The following is a 16426-nucleotide window of genomic DNA, read 5'->3' as shown; positions in this document are numbered from 1 at the left end:
CCCCCCCCCCCCCCCCCCCCCCCCCCCCCGCCCGCCCCCCCCCGCGGCGTTTTGGGCACCCGATCGGGCCCGACCCGCAGAAGGAGACGACCCGCATGGGTGGCCTGTTCCGAGCCCCGAAGCCGGTGGTGGTCACCGCGGCCCAGACGGTGGCGACCCCGACGAACGCCACGCCCGATTCCGAGGCGGCGGCGCAGACCGCGCGGCTGGAGAGCCGGGAACGCTCCCGCCGCGGCCTGCCCGGCACCATCGCCACCTCCGCCCGCGGCGTGCTGGACGCCGCGCCGAGCGGCCTGGCCGGCTCGCGCAAGACCCTGCTCGGAGAATGAGCCGCATGACCCCCGAAACCGTCCTGGCGCGGCAGGCGGCGGCGCTCGACCGCCGCCGCCCCTGGGAGAGCCTCTGGCAGAACTGCTACGACCATGTCCTCTCCGGCACGCCCGGCAGCGGCGGCCCCGCCCTCTACGACGCCACGGCGGCGGACGCGGCGGAGCAACTGGCCTCCAGCCTGATGGCAGAGCTGACCCCGCCCTGGTCGCGCTGGTTCGGCCTGGCGCCGTCACGCGCCCTGGCCGAAGGGCCCGATGCGCTGGCCGCCGCCGAGGCGCTGGAGGCCGCGGCCGAGACGCTGCAGGGCCACCTCGACCGCTCCAACTTCGCGCTCGAGATGCATCAGGCGCTGCTCGACGTCGTGGTCGCCGGAACCGGCGTGCTGCTGGTCGAGGAGGCGCCCCCGGGCGAGGCCTCCGCCCTGCGCTTCACCGCCGTGCCGCTGCGCGAGGCGGTGCTGGAGGAGGGGCAGGGGGGCCGGCTGGACACGGTCTTCCGCGCCGTCTCCCTCGATGCCGCGGCGATCGCGGCGCGCTACCCGGGCGCCCCCCTGCCACCGGCGCTGACCGCCGCGGGGGACGGGCCGGCGCGGGCGTACCGCGTGGTCGAGGCGGTCTGGCCGGAGCGGACCGGCAGCGGCTTCCTTGCTGTGCTGGACCTCGACGGCGCCGCCCTGCCGCTCGCCGCCGGTCGCTTCCTGGACAGCCCCTTCATCGCCTTCCGCTGGATGAAGGCGCCGGGCGAGAGCTACGGCCGCGGCCCGGTGATGAAGGCGCTGCCCGATATCCGCACCGCCAACAAGGTGGTGGAGCTGGTGCTGAAGAACGCCTCCATCGCCGCCACCGGCATCTGGCAGGCGGAGGATGACGGCGTGCTGAACCCGGCCACGGTGCGGCTGGTGCCGGGCGCCATCATTCCCAAGGCGCCGGGCTCCTCCGGGCTGACGCCGCTCGCCGCGCCGGGCAATTTCGATGTCTCGCAACTGGTGCTGGACGATCTTCGCGCCCGCATCCGGTCCGCCCTCCTGGCCGACCGGCTGACGGCGCCGAGGGGCGCGCAGATGACGGCGACCGAGGTGCTGGAGCGCAGCGCCGAGACGGCCCGCCTGCTGGGCGCCACCTACGGGCGGCTGCAGGCCGAGCTGCTGACGCCGCTCGTCGCCCGCTGCCTGAGCATCCTGCGGCGGCGCGGCGAGGTGCCGCCGCTGCTGCTGGACGGGCGGGAGGTGCGCCTGACCTACCAGTCACCGCTCGCCCGCGTGCAGGGCCGCGCCGACGCGGCCAACACGCTGCTCTTCCTGCAGGCCGCCGCGCAGCTCGGCCCGCAGGCGGTGGCGCAGCTGGACATCCCGGCCGCCACCCGCCACCTGGCCCGCGTGCTCGCCGCGCCGGCCGGAATCCTGAACCCCGTCGAGGAATGACAGAGCGCATGTCCGAGAATCTGCTGGAAGCCGCGCTGGAGGGTGAGGACGCCTCCCACCCGGAGGGGATCCCAGAGGGGATCCCGGAGAAGTTCCGGGACGCCGAGACCGGCAAGCTGCGCGTCGATGCGCTGCTGAAGTCCTATCTGGAGCTGGAGAAGCGGCTGTCGCAGCGCTTCGCCCCGCCCGGTCCCGAGGCGCCGGAGGAGGAGCGGGCGCGGTTCCGCCGTGCCCTCGGCGTGCCCGACAGCCCCGAGGACTACAGCATCGAGCCGAAGCACGCGGCCTGCGGGCCGGATGCGGGGGTGAACCGCCGCCTGCACGAGGCCGGCTTCACCTGCCAGCAGGTGCAGCTGGTCTATGACCTGGCGGCCGAGCGCCTGCTGCCGCTGATCGCCGAGGCGGCGGCGGATTACGAGGCGCAGAAGCAGATGGCGAAGCTGGCGCAGGACTTCGGCGGCGAGGAGCAGTTCCGCCGGATCGCGCCGCAGATCGCCGCCTGGGGCCGCGCCAACCTGGCGCCGCCGGTCTACGAGGCGCTCTCCACCACCGCCGAGGGCGTGCTGGCCCTGCACCGCATGATGGAGAAGGGCGAGCCCAGCCTGGCGCGCGGCGCCGCCGCCACCGAGGCGATGGACGAGAAGGCGTTGCGCGAGATGATGCGCGACCCGCGCTACTGGCGCTCGCGCGAGCCTGAATACGTCAAGCGCGTGACGGACGGCTTCCGGCGCCTCTTCGGCCAGGGCTGAGCGCCCGCGCCTTCCCCGAGATTCCGCCGGTGCGGAACCCGTCGCCCGCAGGGCGCCGGGCGCATCGGCGTGCCCGCCGCGCCGGCCCCCTGACCGGCCAACCGACGCGCGCGGGCGGCTGCCCCCGAACCCAGATTCCCTCCTGAAGGATATCGGCATGTCCGCTTCCATCGACCAGGTCTTCGCGAAGCAGTTCCAGTCCGAGGTGCACGCCGCGTATCAGCGGCAGGGCAGCAAGCTGCGCCCGACCGTGCGCAGCAAGACCGACATTCGCGGCGCCTCGACCATCTTCCCGATCGTCGGCCGCGGCACGGCGGCGGCGAAGGCGCGCAACGGCGCCGTGCCGGTGATGAACCTGGCGCATTCCAACGTCGAGTGCTTCCTGCAGGACTACTATGCCGGCGAGTGGATCGACCGCCTCGACGAGCTGAAGACGAATGTGGATGAGCGCCAGGTCGTCGCCAATGCCGGCGCCTACGCGCTCGGCCGCAAGACCGACGAGCTGATCATCGCCGCCCTCGACACCGCGACGCAGGAAGCCGTGGGCACCGCGCCGGGCACCGGGGACACCGACGGCCTGACCAAGGCCAAGGTGCTGATGGCCTTCGAGATGCTGGGCGCGGCCGACGTGCCGGATGACGGCAACCGCTTCGCCATCGTCGGCTGGAAGCAGTGGAGCCAGCTGCTGCAGATCGAGGAGTTCGCCAATGCCAACTATGTCGGCGACGACGAGCTGCCCTGGAAGGGCACGCAGGTGAAGCGCTGGCTCGGCGCCACCTGGATGCCGCATTCCGGCCTGACCAGGAGCGGCAGCCTCCGCTTCTGCTACTTCTACCACAAGACGGCGGTCGGTCACGCCGTGGCCCAGGACATCGCCACGGACATCACCTGGCATGGCGATCATGCCGCGTACTTTGTCAACAACATGATGAGCCAGGGGTCGGTGCTGATCGACCAGGCCGGCGTCGTGCGGATGCGCGCCGCCGAGTAAGCACCGCCGAGTAAGCACCGCGGGCCGGGGAGGCGGATGCCGCCCCGGCCATCACCGCACCCCCGCCCCACCAGGAGGTTTCGACCGATGGCGCTCTCCGCCCTCGTCCTCTGCTCGCGCGCGCTGCTCAAGATCGGCGCGCAGCCCATCGCCTCGCTCGACGAGGGCACCGCCGAGGCGGAGGTTGCGGCCAACCTCTATCCAGCGGCGCGGGACACGCTGCTCTCGGCCTATCCCTGGTCCTTCGCGACCGGGCAGATGGAACTGCCGCGCCTGCTCGCCACGCCGCACGCCGACTTCGCCTTCGCCTACCAGCTCCCGGCCGACTTCCTGCGCGTGCTTTCGGCCGGCGGGGAGGGGCGGGGCAGCGGCCTGGTCTACCGGCTGCACGAGAGCCGCCTGCACACCGACGCGCCGCGCGTCACCTTGACCTACCTGTTCCGGCCGTCGGAATCCGAGTTCCCGCCGTTCTTCGCCGCCGCGCTGGTCACGCGGCTGGCGGCGGAGTTCTGCATTCCGCTGACCGAGAGCACCTCGCGCGCCGAACTTCTGAACCGCCTGGCCGAGAGCGAGTTCCGCAACGCGCGCCTGACCGACAGCCAGCAGCACACCGCGCGCGCGCTGGAGCACTTCCCCCTGATCGCGGCGCGGGGGTGACATCATGGCCGGCGGCCGCAACACCAAGACCAGCTTCACCGCGGGCGAGCTCGGCGACGAACTCCTGGGCCGCCCGGACATGCGCGCCTACGAGAACGGCGCGCGGCGCCTGCGCAATGTCTTCATCCAGCCGACCGGCGGCGTCACCCGCCGCCCCGGCCTGCGGCATGTCGCCATGCTGCCTGGCAAGGCACGGCTGATCGCCTTCGAGTTCAACACCGAGCAGACCTATCTGCTGGTGCTGACGCATCTCCGGCTGCAGGTCTTCATGGACGACGCACCGGTCGCCGAGATCGCCGCGCCCTGGACCGAGGCGATGCTGGACCAGATCGCGCACACGCAGAGCGCCGACACCCTGCTGTTGGCGCATCCCGAGATGATGCCGCAGCGCCTGACGCGCGGCAGCCACACGGCCTGGAGCCTGGCCGCCTGGGACTGGGTGGCGCAGCCCTACTTCCGCTACGCCCCGCCCGGCCTGACGCTGGCGCCGAGCGGCACCGGCGGCACCGTGACGCTGACGGCCAGCGCCGCCTTCTTCCAGGCGGGCCATGTCGGCACGCGGCTGCGGATCGGCGGCCGGCGGATCGTCGTCACGGCCATCGCCTCGCCGGGCGTGGCGACCGCTGTCGTCGAGGAGACGCTGGCCGCTGCCGCCCCGACGGACGACTGGGACGAGGCGGCCTTCAGCGGCGTGCATGGCTGGCCGGTGACGCTCTGCTTCCATCAGGACCGGCTGGTGATCGGCGGCTCGCGCGATCTGCCGAACCGCCTGTGGCTGTCGCGTTCGGGCGACCTGTTCAACTTCGACCTCGGCACCGGCCTCGACGACCAGGCGATCGAGTTCGCGCTGCTCTCGGACCAGGTGAACGCCATCCGCGCCGTCTTCTCCGGGCGGCACCTGCAGGTCTTCACCTCCGGCGCCGAATGGATGGTGACGGGCGATCCGATGACGCCGGCCTCGATCCAGCTGCACCGGCAGACGCGCATCGGCTCCCCCATCGCCCGCATCATTCCGCCGGTCGATGTCGATGGCAGCACGATCTTCATCGGCCGCTCCGGCCAGGCGGTGCATGAATACGCCTATACCGATGTCCAGCAGGCCTATCAGGCGAACGACCTGGCGCTGGTCGCGCGGCACCTGGTGCGGGAGCCGGTCTCGATGGTCTACGACCAGACGCGGCGCCTGCTGCATGTCGCGATGGCCGAGGGCTGGCTGGCGACGCTGACGCTCTACCGCACGGAGCTGGTCACGGCCTGGACGCGGCAGGAGACCGCCGGCGCCTTCCGGGCCCTGGCCGAGATCGACGGCACGGTCTGGTGCGCCGTGGAGCGTGACGGCCGCATCAGGCTGGAACGCTTCGATCCCGCCATGGCGGTGGATTCCGGCCTGACCGGCGCCAGTGCGACGCCACGGAGGATCTGGTCGGGCCTCGCGCATCTGGAAGGCCGGAAGGTGCAGGTGGTGGCCGACGGAACGCCGCTGGGCGGCGCGACGGTCGGGGGCGGCGCCGTCACGGTGGAGCCGGAGGCGCAGGCGCTGCAGGTCGGCCTCGGCTTCGCGCATGTCATCGAGCCGCTGCCGCCGCAGCTCTCCGGCGCGGCAGGGGCGCGCAGCGTGCCCCTGCGCCTGATCTCCGCCACCTTTCGCCTGCTCGGCACCGCGGCGCTCGCGGTCGATCTCGGAAGCGGCGCGAGGCCGGTGCCCTTTCGCCGGCTGGACACGCCGATGCTCGACGCGGCGCCGCCGCCCTTCACCGGCGACGTCACCTTGCGCGGCCTGGGCTGGCAGCGTGACGCCCTGCGGCCGCTCTGGCGGATCGAGGGCGAGACACCGCTGCCCCTGACGCTGCTTTCCGTCACCACCGAAACGAGGATGACCGACTGATGGCACAGCTCGCTCCGATCGCCACGCTCGTCGGCACCGGCGCCTCGCTCTATGGCACGGTGCGGCAGGGCCAGGCACAGGCCGCGCAGGCCAAGGCGCAGCAGCAGCAGGAGGCGGAGGGCCTGGCCCTGCGGCAGCAGCAGCTCGCGGTCCAGCAGGAGAGCGAGGCACGCGCGCGGGCCGACCGGCTGGAGCGCACCACGGCGGCCACGCGCGCGCGGCTGGCCGCCTCCGGCGTCAACCCGGACCAGGGATCGGCAGCCGCCATCACGACCGGGCTGGAACGGGATGCGGCGGAGGCTGCGGCGGACAGCAACGAGCAGTTCGCCACCCGCATGGCCGCCGGCCGCAGCTCGCTGCTGAACGCCGACGGCTCGCTGACCACCTGGCTGCGCGCCGGCAACGGCTTCAGCGGCGCACTCCGCTCCCTGCTGGAGTAGGGCGGCTCCGGCTCGCGCCGATGCGGCCCGGCCGCTCCCTTCCCCCCTTTCCAAGAGAGACCCGCATGGCCGAGCATATCCGCATCGGCGACGTCGCGCCGCGTGTGCACTACGTGGCGGACGGCGCGCAGACCGCCTTCGTCTTTCCGTTCCCCATCTTCGAGGAGGCGGATCTTGAGGTCCGCGTCGATGGGCTGGTGACGCAGGAGGGCTTCCTCATCCAGGGCGCCGGCGCCTCGGAAGGCGGCCTGGTCACCTTCCGACAGCCGCCCGCCACGGGCCGGCAGGTGCTGCTGCGCCGCGTTCTGGTGATGCAGCGGGTGACCGACTTCCAGCCGAACGGAGTACTGCGCGCCAACACGCTGAACGACGAGCTCGACCGCCAGACCGCCGGCCTGCAGGAGCTTCGCGAGGATCTCCAGGCCGCGCTCCGCGCCGCGCCCGGCGATGCCCCGGCGACGCTGACGCTGCCCTCGCGTGAGGGGCGCGCCAACAGGTTGCTGGCCTTCGACAGCCTGGGCAATGCCACCGCCGTCGCGCGCGAGCCGGTGCTCTTCGCGCCCTTCGCCGGCGCCATCGCGCGCACCGTCGAGGACAAGCTCGGCGAGCGGCTCTCGGTCCGCGACTTCGGCGCCGCCGGCGATGGCGTGACCGATGATGGTCCGGCCCTGCAGGCGGCGATGAACGCCGCGGCGGCATCCGGCAAGGTGCTCGAGATCGGCGAGGGGAGCCATCGCACGACATCGCCGCTGACCCTGCCCGGCGCCGCCGCCGGCCTCGTCATGCGCGGCAGCATCCTCTATGCCGGGCCCGGCGGCGGCGCCGCGCTGACCATCGGCGACGGCGCGGCCACGCGCAACCAGGGCAAGAGCTACCAGGGCCTGCGCGTGCTGCGCGCCAGCCTCTCCGACTGGCTGGACGAACGCGACATCGGCATCGTGCTGCGCAACCTGGACGCCTGCTCGGTCTCGATCGCGCGCGTCGAGGGCTTCACCATCGGCATCCGCACCCTCGGCGTCGAGCTGGGCTTCGAGGACAGCACGATCCATCTCGGGCGCATCGTCAACAACCGCATCGGCCTCGACATCCGCACCGCGACGGCCGAGGCCTGGAACAACAGCGTGCGCTACATCGGCGGGCACTTCGCCAACTCGGCGGCGACGCATCCCTCGATGGACCGGTTCGGCGTGCGCTTCTCCTGCGAGGCCGGCGCCTACAACCGCCACAACGCGCATCTCTTCCTCGGCCCCGGCTTCGAGCTGCAGCGGGGCGGTGGCGACACGGGCTATCCGCAGCGCGGCGCCATTCCCTTCCTGCTGGAGGCGGGCGACGAGCGCGGCATCCAGGCCGTCGGCGTCCGCATGGAGCAGTGCAGCCGCTATGTCGCGCGTCATGCCGGCGGTGCCAATGACTGCTGCTACGAGGTGAACTACGTCGGCAACTATGCCTTCGAGGGCTGTGCCGTGCACTATCCGGCGACGGCGACGCGGGCCGGCGGCACCGTCATCGCCCGGCACCAGGCCGCGGCGGCGCAGGGCTCCCCCCGCCTGGTCGCCGATGCCGGGCATGTGCGCGGCCGGGCCTTCCGCTGGAGCAACGACGAGATCGGCTTCGAGGGCATGGCCTGCCTGTCGGGCAACCCCGCCGGTCCGCCCTCGACGCTGGATGGCTTCGCCTTTCCGGGCCTGCCGGACATCGTCCTGAACGGCGACAGTGCCGGCCTGCCGACCAGCCGCGCCCTCGGCTTCGTCGTCGATGCCGCCGCCTGCAAGGAGTTCTTCGTTGCGGCCGAGGGCGAGCGGCTCCGCATCGTGGTGCAGCAGTTCGACGCGGGCGGCAACGTCATCCTGCAGGACCGGCCGGTGCTGTTCTCGAACATGAATGTCGTCGGCCGGTTCCCGGGCTCCGCTGAGGCGTCGAACGCGCACTGGTGGGAAGGCAACGCCAATATCGACAGCCTGGTGACCAGCGGCGGCGCGAGCCTGCCGCTGAACCGGCTGCAACGCGTCACCCTGCACGCCGATGCCGCCTGGGCGGTGATCGGCGTGCGGGGCGCGGCGGAGGGCACGCAGCCGACCGCCGTCCTGAAGGCGCTGCGGCTCTACTGCTCGGCTCTGCATGCGCCGGGCATCCTCTATGGCGGGTCGCGCCGCTGGGGCGTCCGCGAGCTGCAGGCGCGTCTCGACTTCGATCCGCCGGAGATCCCCGCCGGCGGCAACGCCACGCAGGTCGTGCCGCTTCCCTTCGTGCAGGGTGGCGACGTGGTGCAGGCCAGCCATACCGCGGCCTCCGGCTTCATCGAATGGAGCGCCGCCATCACCACCACCGGCCAGGGCGGCAGCGTCACCTGCCGCGCCACCAACCGGCACGGCAGCCTGGCGATCAACCTCGCCGCTGGAACCCTGTTCGTGCGCGCCACCAAGCCAAGGATCTGACCATGCACGGGACGTTCCATGCCGGACCCGAACCCGGACCGGAGACGCCATGACACGGCGCGAGATCGTCACGCCCGAGGAACTGCGCGGCGCCATCCGCCGCGTGGTGGACGACTACGAGGCCTTCGTCGCGCGCGGGCCATCCCCCGGCACGCATGACGATGCCAAGGCCTTCGCCGCGCATCACAGCGCGGCGAAGTCGGCCCTGACCCATCTGGAATACCTGCTGAAGCTCGCCCGCTCCGCCGGTGCCGGGGAGGAGCAGGGCGTGGCGGAGGCCGGCGCGTTGCTGCGGCAGGCCCGCAGCGCCCTGGTGGAGACCGCCGAAGCCGAGGAGGCATGCGAGGACGATGACGGACCCTCCGGCTGACCTGCTCGAATTCGTCTGGGTCTGGAACAGCCAGGCCGGGCAGGGCACGCCGCCCGTGCACCGTCGCGTCCTGCGCTGGCTGGAGGGCCGTCGCGCCGCGGGGGACCACCGGCTGCTGCTGATGGCCTTCCGCGGCTGCGGCAAGTCCACGCTGGTCGGACTCTACTGCGCCTGGCTGCTGTATCGCCGGCCGGAGACGCGCATCCTGGTGCTGGCGGCGGACCATCCGCTGGCCACCAAGATGGTCGCCACCGTGCGGCGTATCGTCGAGCGGCACCCGCTCTGCCGTCCGCTCGTCCCGGCCTCGCCCGAGGCCTGGGCGGTGGACCGCTTCACCGTCGAGCGGCCGGGCGCGCTGCGCGACCCCTCGATGCTGGCGGCGGGGCTCGGCGGCAACATCACCGGCCTGCGCGCCGATGTCATCGTCTGCGACGACGTCGAGGTGGCCGGGAACTGCGACACCGCCGGCAAGCGCGCGGAACTGCGGGAGCGGCTGGCCGAGACCGAGTTCATCCTGACGCCGGGCGGCACTATCCTCTATGTCGGGACGCCGCACTGCGCCGAGAGTCTCTACCGCACGGCGCAGGAGGGCGAGAGCTGGCTCGCCGGCTATCGCCGCCTGCGTATCCCGCTGCTGGACGGCGCGGGGCGCAGCGCCTGGCCGGAACGCTTCTCCGAGGCCATGGTGGCGCAGCTGCGCGAGCGGGTCGGGCCGATCCACTTCAGCCGGCAGATGCTGCTGCGGCCGGTGGCGGCGGAGGCGGCGCGGCTCGATCCCGCGCTGCTGATCCGCTACGGCGAGGAGATCGACTACCGCGAGGCGCAGGGGCGGCCGGTGCTCAGCCTGCTCGGCCGCCGCATGGTCTCGGGCGGCGGCTTCTGGGACCCGGCCTTCGGGCGGCCGGAGCGTGGCGATTCCAGCGTCCTCGCCGCGACCTACGCCGATGCCGAGGGCAACCACTACCTGCATCGCATCGCCTATATCGTGCAGGAGCCGGACGCGCCGGACGATCCGGCGACCCAGCAATGCCGCGCCGTCGCGCGGCTGGCGCGGGAGCTGCTGCTGCCCGTCGTGCGCGTCGAGACCAACGGGCTCGGCAGGTTCCTGCCGGCGGTGCTGCGGCGGGAGATGGCGCGCGCCGGGGCGGCCTGCGCCGTGGTCGAGCAGCACAGCCACCGCGCCAAGCAGGAGCGCATCCTCTCCGCCCTCGACCCGCTGCTGGCGGCGCGGAAGCTGCACGCGCACGAGCAGGTGTTCCGCACGCCCTTCCCGGTGGAGATGGCCGAGTGGAAGCCCGACGTCGCGGGCACGCGCGACGATGCGCTGGACGCGCTGTCGGGCTGCCTGCTGGCCGAGCCCGTGCGGCTGCCCGGCGCGCCGCCCGCGGCGCGGGGGGCGGGCTGGCGCGGGATCGAGGGAACGGTGCCCGCCCTGACTCAATCTTACATGTAAATGTTCTTGTTTTGTTTGCCAAGGGGCCGGCCGGCGGCTAGAGAAGGGCTGTCAGCGGGCAAGTTGCGCCTGCGGCCCCGGCCATCCCGACCCCACCCCCCTGATCGCTCCCCCACGGCGCCGTGTCATCGACCCTCCCCAGGGCCGATGGCGCGGCGCCGTTCCTCATGCTGGCCAAGGAGGGCCGGATGAACCCGCTCGATCTGGAACCCCAGACTCTGGCCACCACCCTGGCCGCGGCCGTCCAGGCGCCGGTCCTGCTCGTCCTGTTCTGGATGCTGCATGGCCTGCGTCGCGGCCTGCCCGGCCCCGGGCCCGACCTCGCCGACCCCGCGCAGCCCCCCCGGGCGGAAGGCGAGGCCCTGGCCCGGACCCGCGACGAACTGGCCGCCTTCAAGCTGGAGGTGGCGCGGACCTATGTGCCGCTGGCCCTGATCCGAGACGTCGACCAGCGCCTCAGCCAGCACCTGCTGCGCATCGAGGAGAAGCTCGACGCCGTCACCCGCGCCGCCACCGTCACCGCCGCCGTGCAGTCCGCCCGCCAGGGCTGGCGCGGCGACGATGCCCGCTGATCCCGCCCCCCGAACGCCCGCCGGACCGAGGACGCCCATGACGCCCATCACCGCTCCCGATCACGCCCCCTGGACCAGCTGCGCCCGGACGCCGCAGGAGGTGCTGGCCATGACCCTCTGGGCCGAGGCCGGCACCCGCCCGGTGCGGGCCATCGAGGCCCTGGCCGCGACTATCATGAACCGGGTCCGCCTGGCCGAGAGCGGGGCGGTGACGCATTGGGGGAAGGGCCTGGCCGCCATCTGCCGCGCGCCCTTCCAGTTCTCCTGCTGGAACCGCAACCACATCCGGCACATGCTGATGCTGGCCATTCCGCCCGGCGACCCCGCCATGGCGATCTGCCGGCGCATCGCCGCGCGGGCGGCGGCCGGGGCACTGATGGACCCGACCGGCGGGGCCACCCATGCGCATGCCGCGGAGGAGATGCCCGACTGGGCGCTGCGCCTGCCGCCACTGGCCGAGATCGGCGGCATGCTGTTCTACCGGCCCTCGGAGGGCTAGAATCCCGGGCATGGAGCCCATCATCTACACCATGATCCGGGATGCCGACTGGCGCGAGGCCCGCGCCGCCGGCATCTATCGCGGCAGCGCGGAAGATGCGCGGGACGGTTTCCTGCATTTCTCGACCGCCGCGCAGCTGCGCGAGAGCGCCGCCCGCCATCGCGCCGGCCAGCCGGATCTCTGGCTGGTGGCGGCCGAGGCGGCGGCGCTCGGCGTCACGCTGCGCTGGGAGCCTTCGGGCGGCGCACGCCCCGGCCTCTTCCCGCATCTCTACGGCCCGCTGCCGCTCCCGGCGGTACGCTGGGCCATGCCCCTCCCGTTGCGGCCTGACGGCACGCATCTCTTCCCGGACGAGATTCCCTGAGCGGTCGGGGCGCCCTCACTCCACCTTCAGTGCCGCGCGCAGCTCCGCGGCGCCGGCGGGATCGCACAGGCCCTGCAGCCGCCCCGCCGCCAGCCGGGCATAGCGCAGCAGCAGCGACCGGCGCCGCGCCGGCGGCAGCCGGTGCTCCGGCGCCGGGCGAAGGATCGCCGCCTCCCCCTCATCCGCCACGATCAGGCCGACATCCTCCGGCAGAAGCGCCTGGGGGAAGTCGAGATCGACCGCGAAGAACAGACGGTCGCACCATTCCCGGTATTCGTGCCACTTGGCATCGGTCTGGAAATCGCGGGCGCAGCTCTTCACCTCGATGGCGGTGAAGCCGCCATCCGGCTCCAGCGCCAGGATATCGAGCCGCCGGCCCGTGGGCAGCGGCACCTCCAGCACCGGCGCCCAACCCAGCCGTCCACACAGGCGGCCCGCGGCGCGGCAGACCCGCAGCGTGCGTTCGGGAGGGGTGAGGAGCGGGAAGGGGGAGCCGGACATCCGTTCCATGTTCGCTCTCCGTTCCTTGGCGCGTCAAGCCCGGCTGGTGTAAGAGGAGCCATGGGCGCGGAACCCCCCTTCTGGAAGATCAAGCCGCTGGCGTCGATGAGCCGGGCGGAATGGGAAAGCCTGTGCGATGGCTGCGGCCGCTGCTGCCTGCACAAGCTGCGCGACGAGGACACCGAGGCCCTGGCCCATACCGCCGTCGCCTGTCGCCTGCTCGACATCGACAGTTGCCGCTGCCGCGACTATGCCAACCGCCGGGCGCATGTGCCGGATTGCGTCAAGCTGACGCCGCGGCGGCTGGCCGGAATCGACTGGCTCCCCCCCTCCTGCGCCTATCGCCTGGTGGCGGAGGGGAAGGACCTGCCCTGGTGGCATCCGCTGGTCTCCGGCCGGGCCGGGACGGTGCACGAGGCGGGGGCCTCGGTGCGCGGCCGCGCCGTGCCGGAACGCGCCGTGCGTGACCTCGAGGATCACCTGGCCGACTGGCCGGGGGAATGGCCGGAGGAAGGGTCCGGGCAGGCGCCGACCGCCGGCCCGGCAACCGCCAGCCCGGCAGAAGAGGAGAAGCCCTGATGCGAAACCCCGCCCCCTCCACCCGCCGCCACTGCCGCGCCGCATGAGCGAGCCCCTGCGCTGCCGCGCCCCCGCCATCGCCACGGTGCAGATCGACACCTCCGACCTGCGCGTCACCCGCTGGGACTTTCCGCCCGGCTCCGAAACCGGCTGGCACCGCCACGGCTGGTCCTACGTGGTGGTCCCCGTGCTGGCGGGGCAGATGACGCTGGAACTGCCGGGTGGCGAGACCGCCAGCGTCACCCTGGTGCCCGGCGTCTCCTACGAGCGCAAGGCGGGCGTGGAGCACAACGTCATCAACAACGGCGATGCGCCTTTCGCCTTCGTCGAGATCGAGATGAAGGCCTATCCGGGCTGAAGCGGGGCGGGGATGGGCTTCTCTCGCCCGCCCGGGCTTCCTAGATTGATCGCGCACAACCCCGGCAGTGAGCGGAGCGGACCACGCCTCATGGCGCAGAGAGAGTATTTGTCGTCCCCCCACTCCCGTCGCGACGTGACCCCTCTCCCGGAACTCCCCCTCTCCGGCCCGGCCTGCCGCGCGGGGCGGCCGGCGCCATGAAGCAGCCGGATTTCATGGCGCTCCTCGACGCGGCGCCGCACCCCTACATGGTGCTCGATCCCGAGCTGACGCTGGTCTGGGCGAACCGCGCCTATCTCTCGGCGACCGGGCGCAGCGCCGCCGACATCCTGAATCGCAACCTTTTCCAGGCCTTTCCCAGCGGGCCGCACGACGCGGGTGGCAAGGCCGAGCGCCAGCTCCGGCAATCCCTCGGCACCGTGCTGGAAAGCCGGACGCCGCACAGCATCGCCCTGATCCGCTACGCCATCCCGCGGGAGATGGCCGGGGGCGTGGTCTTCGAGGACCGCTACTGGAGCGCCACCCACACGCCGGTGCTGGACGCCAGCGGGGAGGTGGCCTTCATCCTGCAGCAGACCGACGACGTCACCGAGCTCCGGCGCTCCCGCGCGGCCCGCGTGGATGAGCAGGATCGTCCGGCGCGGCTGAGCCGCAGCCTGCTGCGGCGGGCGGAGGTGGTCCAGGAGGTCAACCTCGCCCTCGACGCCGAGCGCAGCCTGCTGCACCGCCTGCTCGAGCAGGCCCCCGCCTTCGGCGCCTTCCTGCGCGGTCCGGAGCATGTCTTCGAGATCGCCAACCAGGCCTATCGCCACCTGGTCGGCCGTGACGACCTGCTGGGCAAGCCGGTGCGCGCGGCGCTGCCGGAACTGAAAGGCCAGCCCTTCTTCGATATCCTGGACCGGGTGTACCAGACCGGCGAGGCCTTCAATGCCCGCGCCATGGGCGCGCGGCTGCGGCAGCAGCATGATGGCGAGTTGGCCGATCTCTATCTCGACTTCATCTACCAGCCGATCCTCGACGCCGCCGGGCAGGTGAGCGGCATCTTCGTCCTCGGCTACGACGTCACCGAGCAGCACCGCACCGCAGCCGAGCTGGAGCGCTACAAGGACCGGCTCGAGGACATGGTGCGCAGCCGCACCCGGGCGCTGGAGGAGAGTGAGGCGGAGCGGCGGCGAACCGAGGTGGCCCTGCGGCAATCGCAGAAGATGGAGGCGATCGGCCAGCTCACCGGCGGTGTCGCGCACGACTTCAACAACCTGCTGCAGATTCTCAGCGGCAACCTTCAGCTGCTGCAGCGCTCCCTGCTGACGGCCGAGGATCAGCGCCGGCTGGAGATGGCGCTCGGCGCCGTCGATCGCGGCGCGAAGCTCGCCTCGCAGCTCCTGGCCTTCGCCCGCCGCCAGCCGCTCGAGCCGCGCGCGGTCAATCTCGGCCGGCTGGTGCGCGACATGGACGACCTGCTGCGCCGGGCCCTGGGCGAGGCGATCGAGCTGGAGACGGTGATCGCCGGCGGGCTGTGGAACACCCTGGCCGATCCCGACCAGGTGCAGAACGCCCTGCTGAACCTCGCGGTCAACGCGCGCGACGCGATGGAAGGTGGCGGCCGGCTGACCATCGAGGCCGGCAATGCCATGCTGGACGACATGTACGCCCGGCAGCATGACGACGTGAAGCCGGGGCAGTACGTCATGCTGGCCGTCTCCGACACCGGCAGCGGCATGCCGCCGGAGCTTCTGGAGAAGGTCTTCGAGCCCTTCTTCACCACCAAGCGCGAGGGGCGCGGCACCGGCCTCGGCCTCTCCATGGTCTACGGCTTCGTCAAGCAGAGCCACGGCCACATCAAGATCTATTCCGAGGTCGGCCAGGGCACCACGATCCGCCTCTACCTGCCGCGCAGCCACAATGCCGAGGAGGCCGTGGCGCCGGCGGTGCCGGCCTCGCTGGAGGGCGGCAGCGAGACCATCCTGGTGGTCGAGGACGACCCCGTGGTGCAGGCCACCGTCGTCGATCTGCTGGGCGATCTCGGCTATACCGTGCTTCGCACCTCGGACGGGCAGAGCGCGCTGACGCTGGCGCGGAGCGGCGTCGCCATCGATCTCCTGTTCACCGACGTGGTGATGCCCGGCCCGGTGCGGGCGCCGGATCTGGCGCGGCAGGTCCAGACCCTGATGCCGCACTGCGCCGTGCTCTTCACCTCCGGCTATACCGAGAACGCCATCGTCCATGGCGGCCGGCTGGACCCAGGCGTGAACCTGCTATCCAAGCCGTACCGGCGCGAGGATCTGGCGCGCAAGGTCCGGCACACGCTGAACAACCGCCGCCAGGCCCTGGCCGCTGCCGCCCTGCCGCGCGTGCAGATCCCGCCCGCCGCGCTGCCCGCCGCCGCGGGGACCTGGCGCGTGCTGCTGGTCGAGGACGATCCGCTGATCCTGATGGACAGCGAGGACATGCTGTCGGCGCTCGGCTGCCGCGTGGTGGGCGTGCGCGACGCGCCAAGCGCGCTGCGGGAGATGGAGCGGCAGGAGTTCGACCTGCTCTTCACCGATATCGGCCTGCCCGGCATGTCCGGCCCGGAACTGGCGCGGCTGGCCCGCGGGCGGCGGCCGGGGCTGCGGATCATCTTCGCCTCCGGCTATGGCGCGGCGGCGGCGGCCGAGATGCCGGACGCCCTGGCGCTGACCAAGCCCTATGGCCTGCGCGAGCTGGAAGCGGTGCTGCGCCGCGCCATGTCCTGAGCGGCGCCGGCGCCGGCGACCCCATGGCGGCGCCGCGGCGGGAGACGGTGCTGTTGCGGCCGGCCTCCGGCGCCGCCCGGCCCTGCCC

17 protein-coding genes are annotated in these 16426 nt (G+C 72.6%); 16 read left to right on the top strand and 1 reads right to left on the bottom strand.

Annotation, left to right across the window (positions count from 1 at the left end; all coding sequences use genetic code 11):
* The 13 genes from ACVMLK_RS15390 to ACVMLK_RS15330 form a co-directional block, all read left to right on the top strand.
* Nucleotides 1-329: hypothetical protein (locus ACVMLK_RS15390; protein WP_457486877.1), on the top strand; the 329-nt coding region annotated here is incomplete at its 5' end.
* On the top strand, nt 326-1750 hold the full coding sequence (locus tag ACVMLK_RS15385) for a portal protein (RefSeq protein ID WP_457486876.1): 1425 nt from the start codon (nt 326-328) through the stop codon (nt 1748-1750). The genes ACVMLK_RS15390 and ACVMLK_RS15385, both read left to right, overlap by 4 nt.
* Before the next feature lie 8 nt (nt 1751-1758).
* Nucleotides 1759-2499, top strand: a complete 741-nt coding sequence (locus ACVMLK_RS15380; protein ID WP_457486875.1) for a capsid assembly protein — start codon at nt 1759-1761, stop codon at nt 2497-2499.
* 157 nt (nt 2500-2656) lie between these two features.
* Entirely contained in the window at nt 2657-3490 is an 834-nt protein-coding gene (locus ACVMLK_RS15375; protein ID WP_198365940.1) for a phage capsid protein, read from the top strand.
* An 87-nt stretch (nt 3491-3577) separates the two neighbouring features.
* Nucleotides 3578-4147, top strand: coding sequence for a hypothetical protein (locus tag ACVMLK_RS15370; RefSeq protein WP_457486874.1), 570 nt, complete (start codon nt 3578-3580; stop codon nt 4145-4147).
* A gap of 4 nt (nt 4148-4151) precedes the next feature.
* Nucleotides 4152-6032: a hypothetical protein gene (locus ACVMLK_RS15365; protein WP_457486873.1), complete on the top strand. Its 1881-nt coding sequence runs from the start codon at nt 4152-4154 to the stop codon at nt 6030-6032.
* Entirely contained in the window at nt 6032-6472 is a 441-nt protein-coding gene (locus ACVMLK_RS15360) for a hypothetical protein (RefSeq protein ID WP_198365943.1), read from the top strand. Before ACVMLK_RS15365 ends, ACVMLK_RS15360 begins: the two co-directional genes overlap by 1 nt.
* A 65-nt stretch (nt 6473-6537) precedes the next feature.
* Nucleotides 6538-8907 (top strand): glycosyl hydrolase family 28-related protein, encoded by a 2370-nt coding sequence (locus ACVMLK_RS15355; protein ID WP_457486872.1) that lies wholly within the window; start codon nt 6538-6540, stop codon nt 8905-8907.
* A 49-nt stretch (nt 8908-8956) separates the two neighbouring features.
* Entirely contained in the window at nt 8957-9277 is a 321-nt protein-coding gene (locus tag ACVMLK_RS15350) for a hypothetical protein (protein WP_457486871.1), read from the top strand.
* Complete coding sequence (gene terL / locus ACVMLK_RS15345) at nt 9258-10730, top strand: phage terminase large subunit (RefSeq protein ID WP_457486870.1); 1473 nt, start codon at nt 9258-9260, stop codon at nt 10728-10730. The genes ACVMLK_RS15350 and terL overlap by 20 nt, the downstream gene beginning before the upstream one ends.
* A gap of 122 nt (nt 10731-10852) precedes the next feature.
* Nucleotides 10853-11302 (top strand): hypothetical protein, encoded by a 450-nt coding sequence (locus ACVMLK_RS15340; RefSeq protein ID WP_457486869.1) that lies wholly within the window; start codon nt 10853-10855, stop codon nt 11300-11302.
* A gap of 37 nt (nt 11303-11339) precedes the next feature.
* Complete coding sequence (locus ACVMLK_RS15335; protein ID WP_457486868.1) at nt 11340-11801, top strand: cell wall hydrolase; 462 nt, start codon at nt 11340-11342, stop codon at nt 11799-11801.
* Nucleotides 11802-11811: 10 nt separating this feature from the next.
* Nucleotides 11812-12165 carry a DUF952 domain-containing protein gene (locus ACVMLK_RS15330; protein WP_198365949.1) on the top strand — a complete coding sequence of 118 codons (354 nt, stop codon included), beginning with the start codon at nt 11812-11814 and terminating at the stop codon, nt 12163-12165.
* 15 nt (nt 12166-12180) lie between these two features.
* Here the strand turns inward: ACVMLK_RS15330 and ACVMLK_RS15325 are convergent, their stop codons facing one another.
* Nucleotides 12181-12675: an MmcB family DNA repair protein gene (locus ACVMLK_RS15325; protein ID WP_304621599.1), complete on the bottom strand. Its 495-nt coding sequence runs from the start codon at nt 12673-12675 to the stop codon at nt 12181-12183.
* A gap of 51 nt (nt 12676-12726) precedes the next feature.
* On the opposite strand from ACVMLK_RS15325, the gene ACVMLK_RS15320 reads away from it, so the two are divergent.
* The 3 genes from ACVMLK_RS15320 (at nt 12727) to ACVMLK_RS15310 (ending at nt 16338) form a co-directional block, all read left to right on the top strand.
* Nucleotides 12727-13245: a YcgN family cysteine cluster protein gene (locus tag ACVMLK_RS15320; RefSeq protein WP_198365950.1), complete on the top strand. Its 519-nt coding sequence runs from the start codon at nt 12727-12729 to the stop codon at nt 13243-13245.
* A 43-nt stretch (nt 13246-13288) separates the two neighbouring features.
* On the top strand, nt 13289-13603 hold the full coding sequence (locus ACVMLK_RS15315) for a cupin domain-containing protein (protein WP_198365951.1): 315 nt from the start codon (nt 13289-13291) through the stop codon (nt 13601-13603).
* A gap of 197 nt (nt 13604-13800) precedes the next feature.
* Nucleotides 13801-16338: a response regulator gene (locus ACVMLK_RS15310; protein ID WP_198365952.1), complete on the top strand. Its 2538-nt coding sequence runs from the start codon at nt 13801-13803 to the stop codon at nt 16336-16338.
* Nucleotides 16339-16426 lie beyond the last annotated feature (88 nt).

This window comes from Teichococcus aerofrigidensis, from assembly GCF_054073225.1.
This window is presented reverse-complemented; position numbering and strand designations above follow the sequence as displayed.

Coding starts and splice junctions, on each gene's coding strand:
- ACVMLK_RS15385 (WP_457486876.1), top strand. CDS start 326: ATGAGCCGCATGACCCCCGAAACCGTCCTGGCGCGGCAGGCGGCGGCG.
- ACVMLK_RS15380 (WP_457486875.1), top strand. CDS start 1,759: ATGTCCGAGAATCTGCTGGAAGCCGCGCTGGAGGGTGAGGACGCCTCC.
- ACVMLK_RS15375 (WP_198365940.1), top strand. CDS start 2,657: ATGTCCGCTTCCATCGACCAGGTCTTCGCGAAGCAGTTCCAGTCCGAG.
- ACVMLK_RS15370 (WP_457486874.1), top strand. CDS start 3,578: ATGGCGCTCTCCGCCCTCGTCCTCTGCTCGCGCGCGCTGCTCAAGATC.
- ACVMLK_RS15365 (WP_457486873.1), top strand. CDS start 4,152: ATGGCCGGCGGCCGCAACACCAAGACCAGCTTCACCGCGGGCGAGCTC.
- ACVMLK_RS15360 (WP_198365943.1), top strand. CDS start 6,032: ATGGCACAGCTCGCTCCGATCGCCACGCTCGTCGGCACCGGCGCCTCG.
- ACVMLK_RS15355 (WP_457486872.1), top strand. CDS start 6,538: ATGGCCGAGCATATCCGCATCGGCGACGTCGCGCCGCGTGTGCACTAC.
- ACVMLK_RS15350 (WP_457486871.1), top strand. CDS start 8,957: ATGACACGGCGCGAGATCGTCACGCCCGAGGAACTGCGCGGCGCCATC.
- terL (WP_457486870.1), top strand. CDS start 9,258: ATGACGGACCCTCCGGCTGACCTGCTCGAATTCGTCTGGGTCTGGAAC.
- ACVMLK_RS15335 (WP_457486868.1), top strand. CDS start 11,340: ATGACGCCCATCACCGCTCCCGATCACGCCCCCTGGACCAGCTGCGCC.
- ACVMLK_RS15330 (WP_198365949.1), top strand. CDS start 11,812: ATGGAGCCCATCATCTACACCATGATCCGGGATGCCGACTGGCGCGAG.
- ACVMLK_RS15325 (WP_304621599.1), bottom strand. CDS start 12,675: ATGGAACGGATGTCCGGCTCCCCCTTCCCGCTCCTCACCCCTCCCGAA.
- ACVMLK_RS15320 (WP_198365950.1), top strand. CDS start 12,727: ATGGGCGCGGAACCCCCCTTCTGGAAGATCAAGCCGCTGGCGTCGATG.
- ACVMLK_RS15315 (WP_198365951.1), top strand. CDS start 13,289: ATGAGCGAGCCCCTGCGCTGCCGCGCCCCCGCCATCGCCACGGTGCAG.
- ACVMLK_RS15310 (WP_198365952.1), top strand. CDS start 13,801: ATGAAGCAGCCGGATTTCATGGCGCTCCTCGACGCGGCGCCGCACCCC.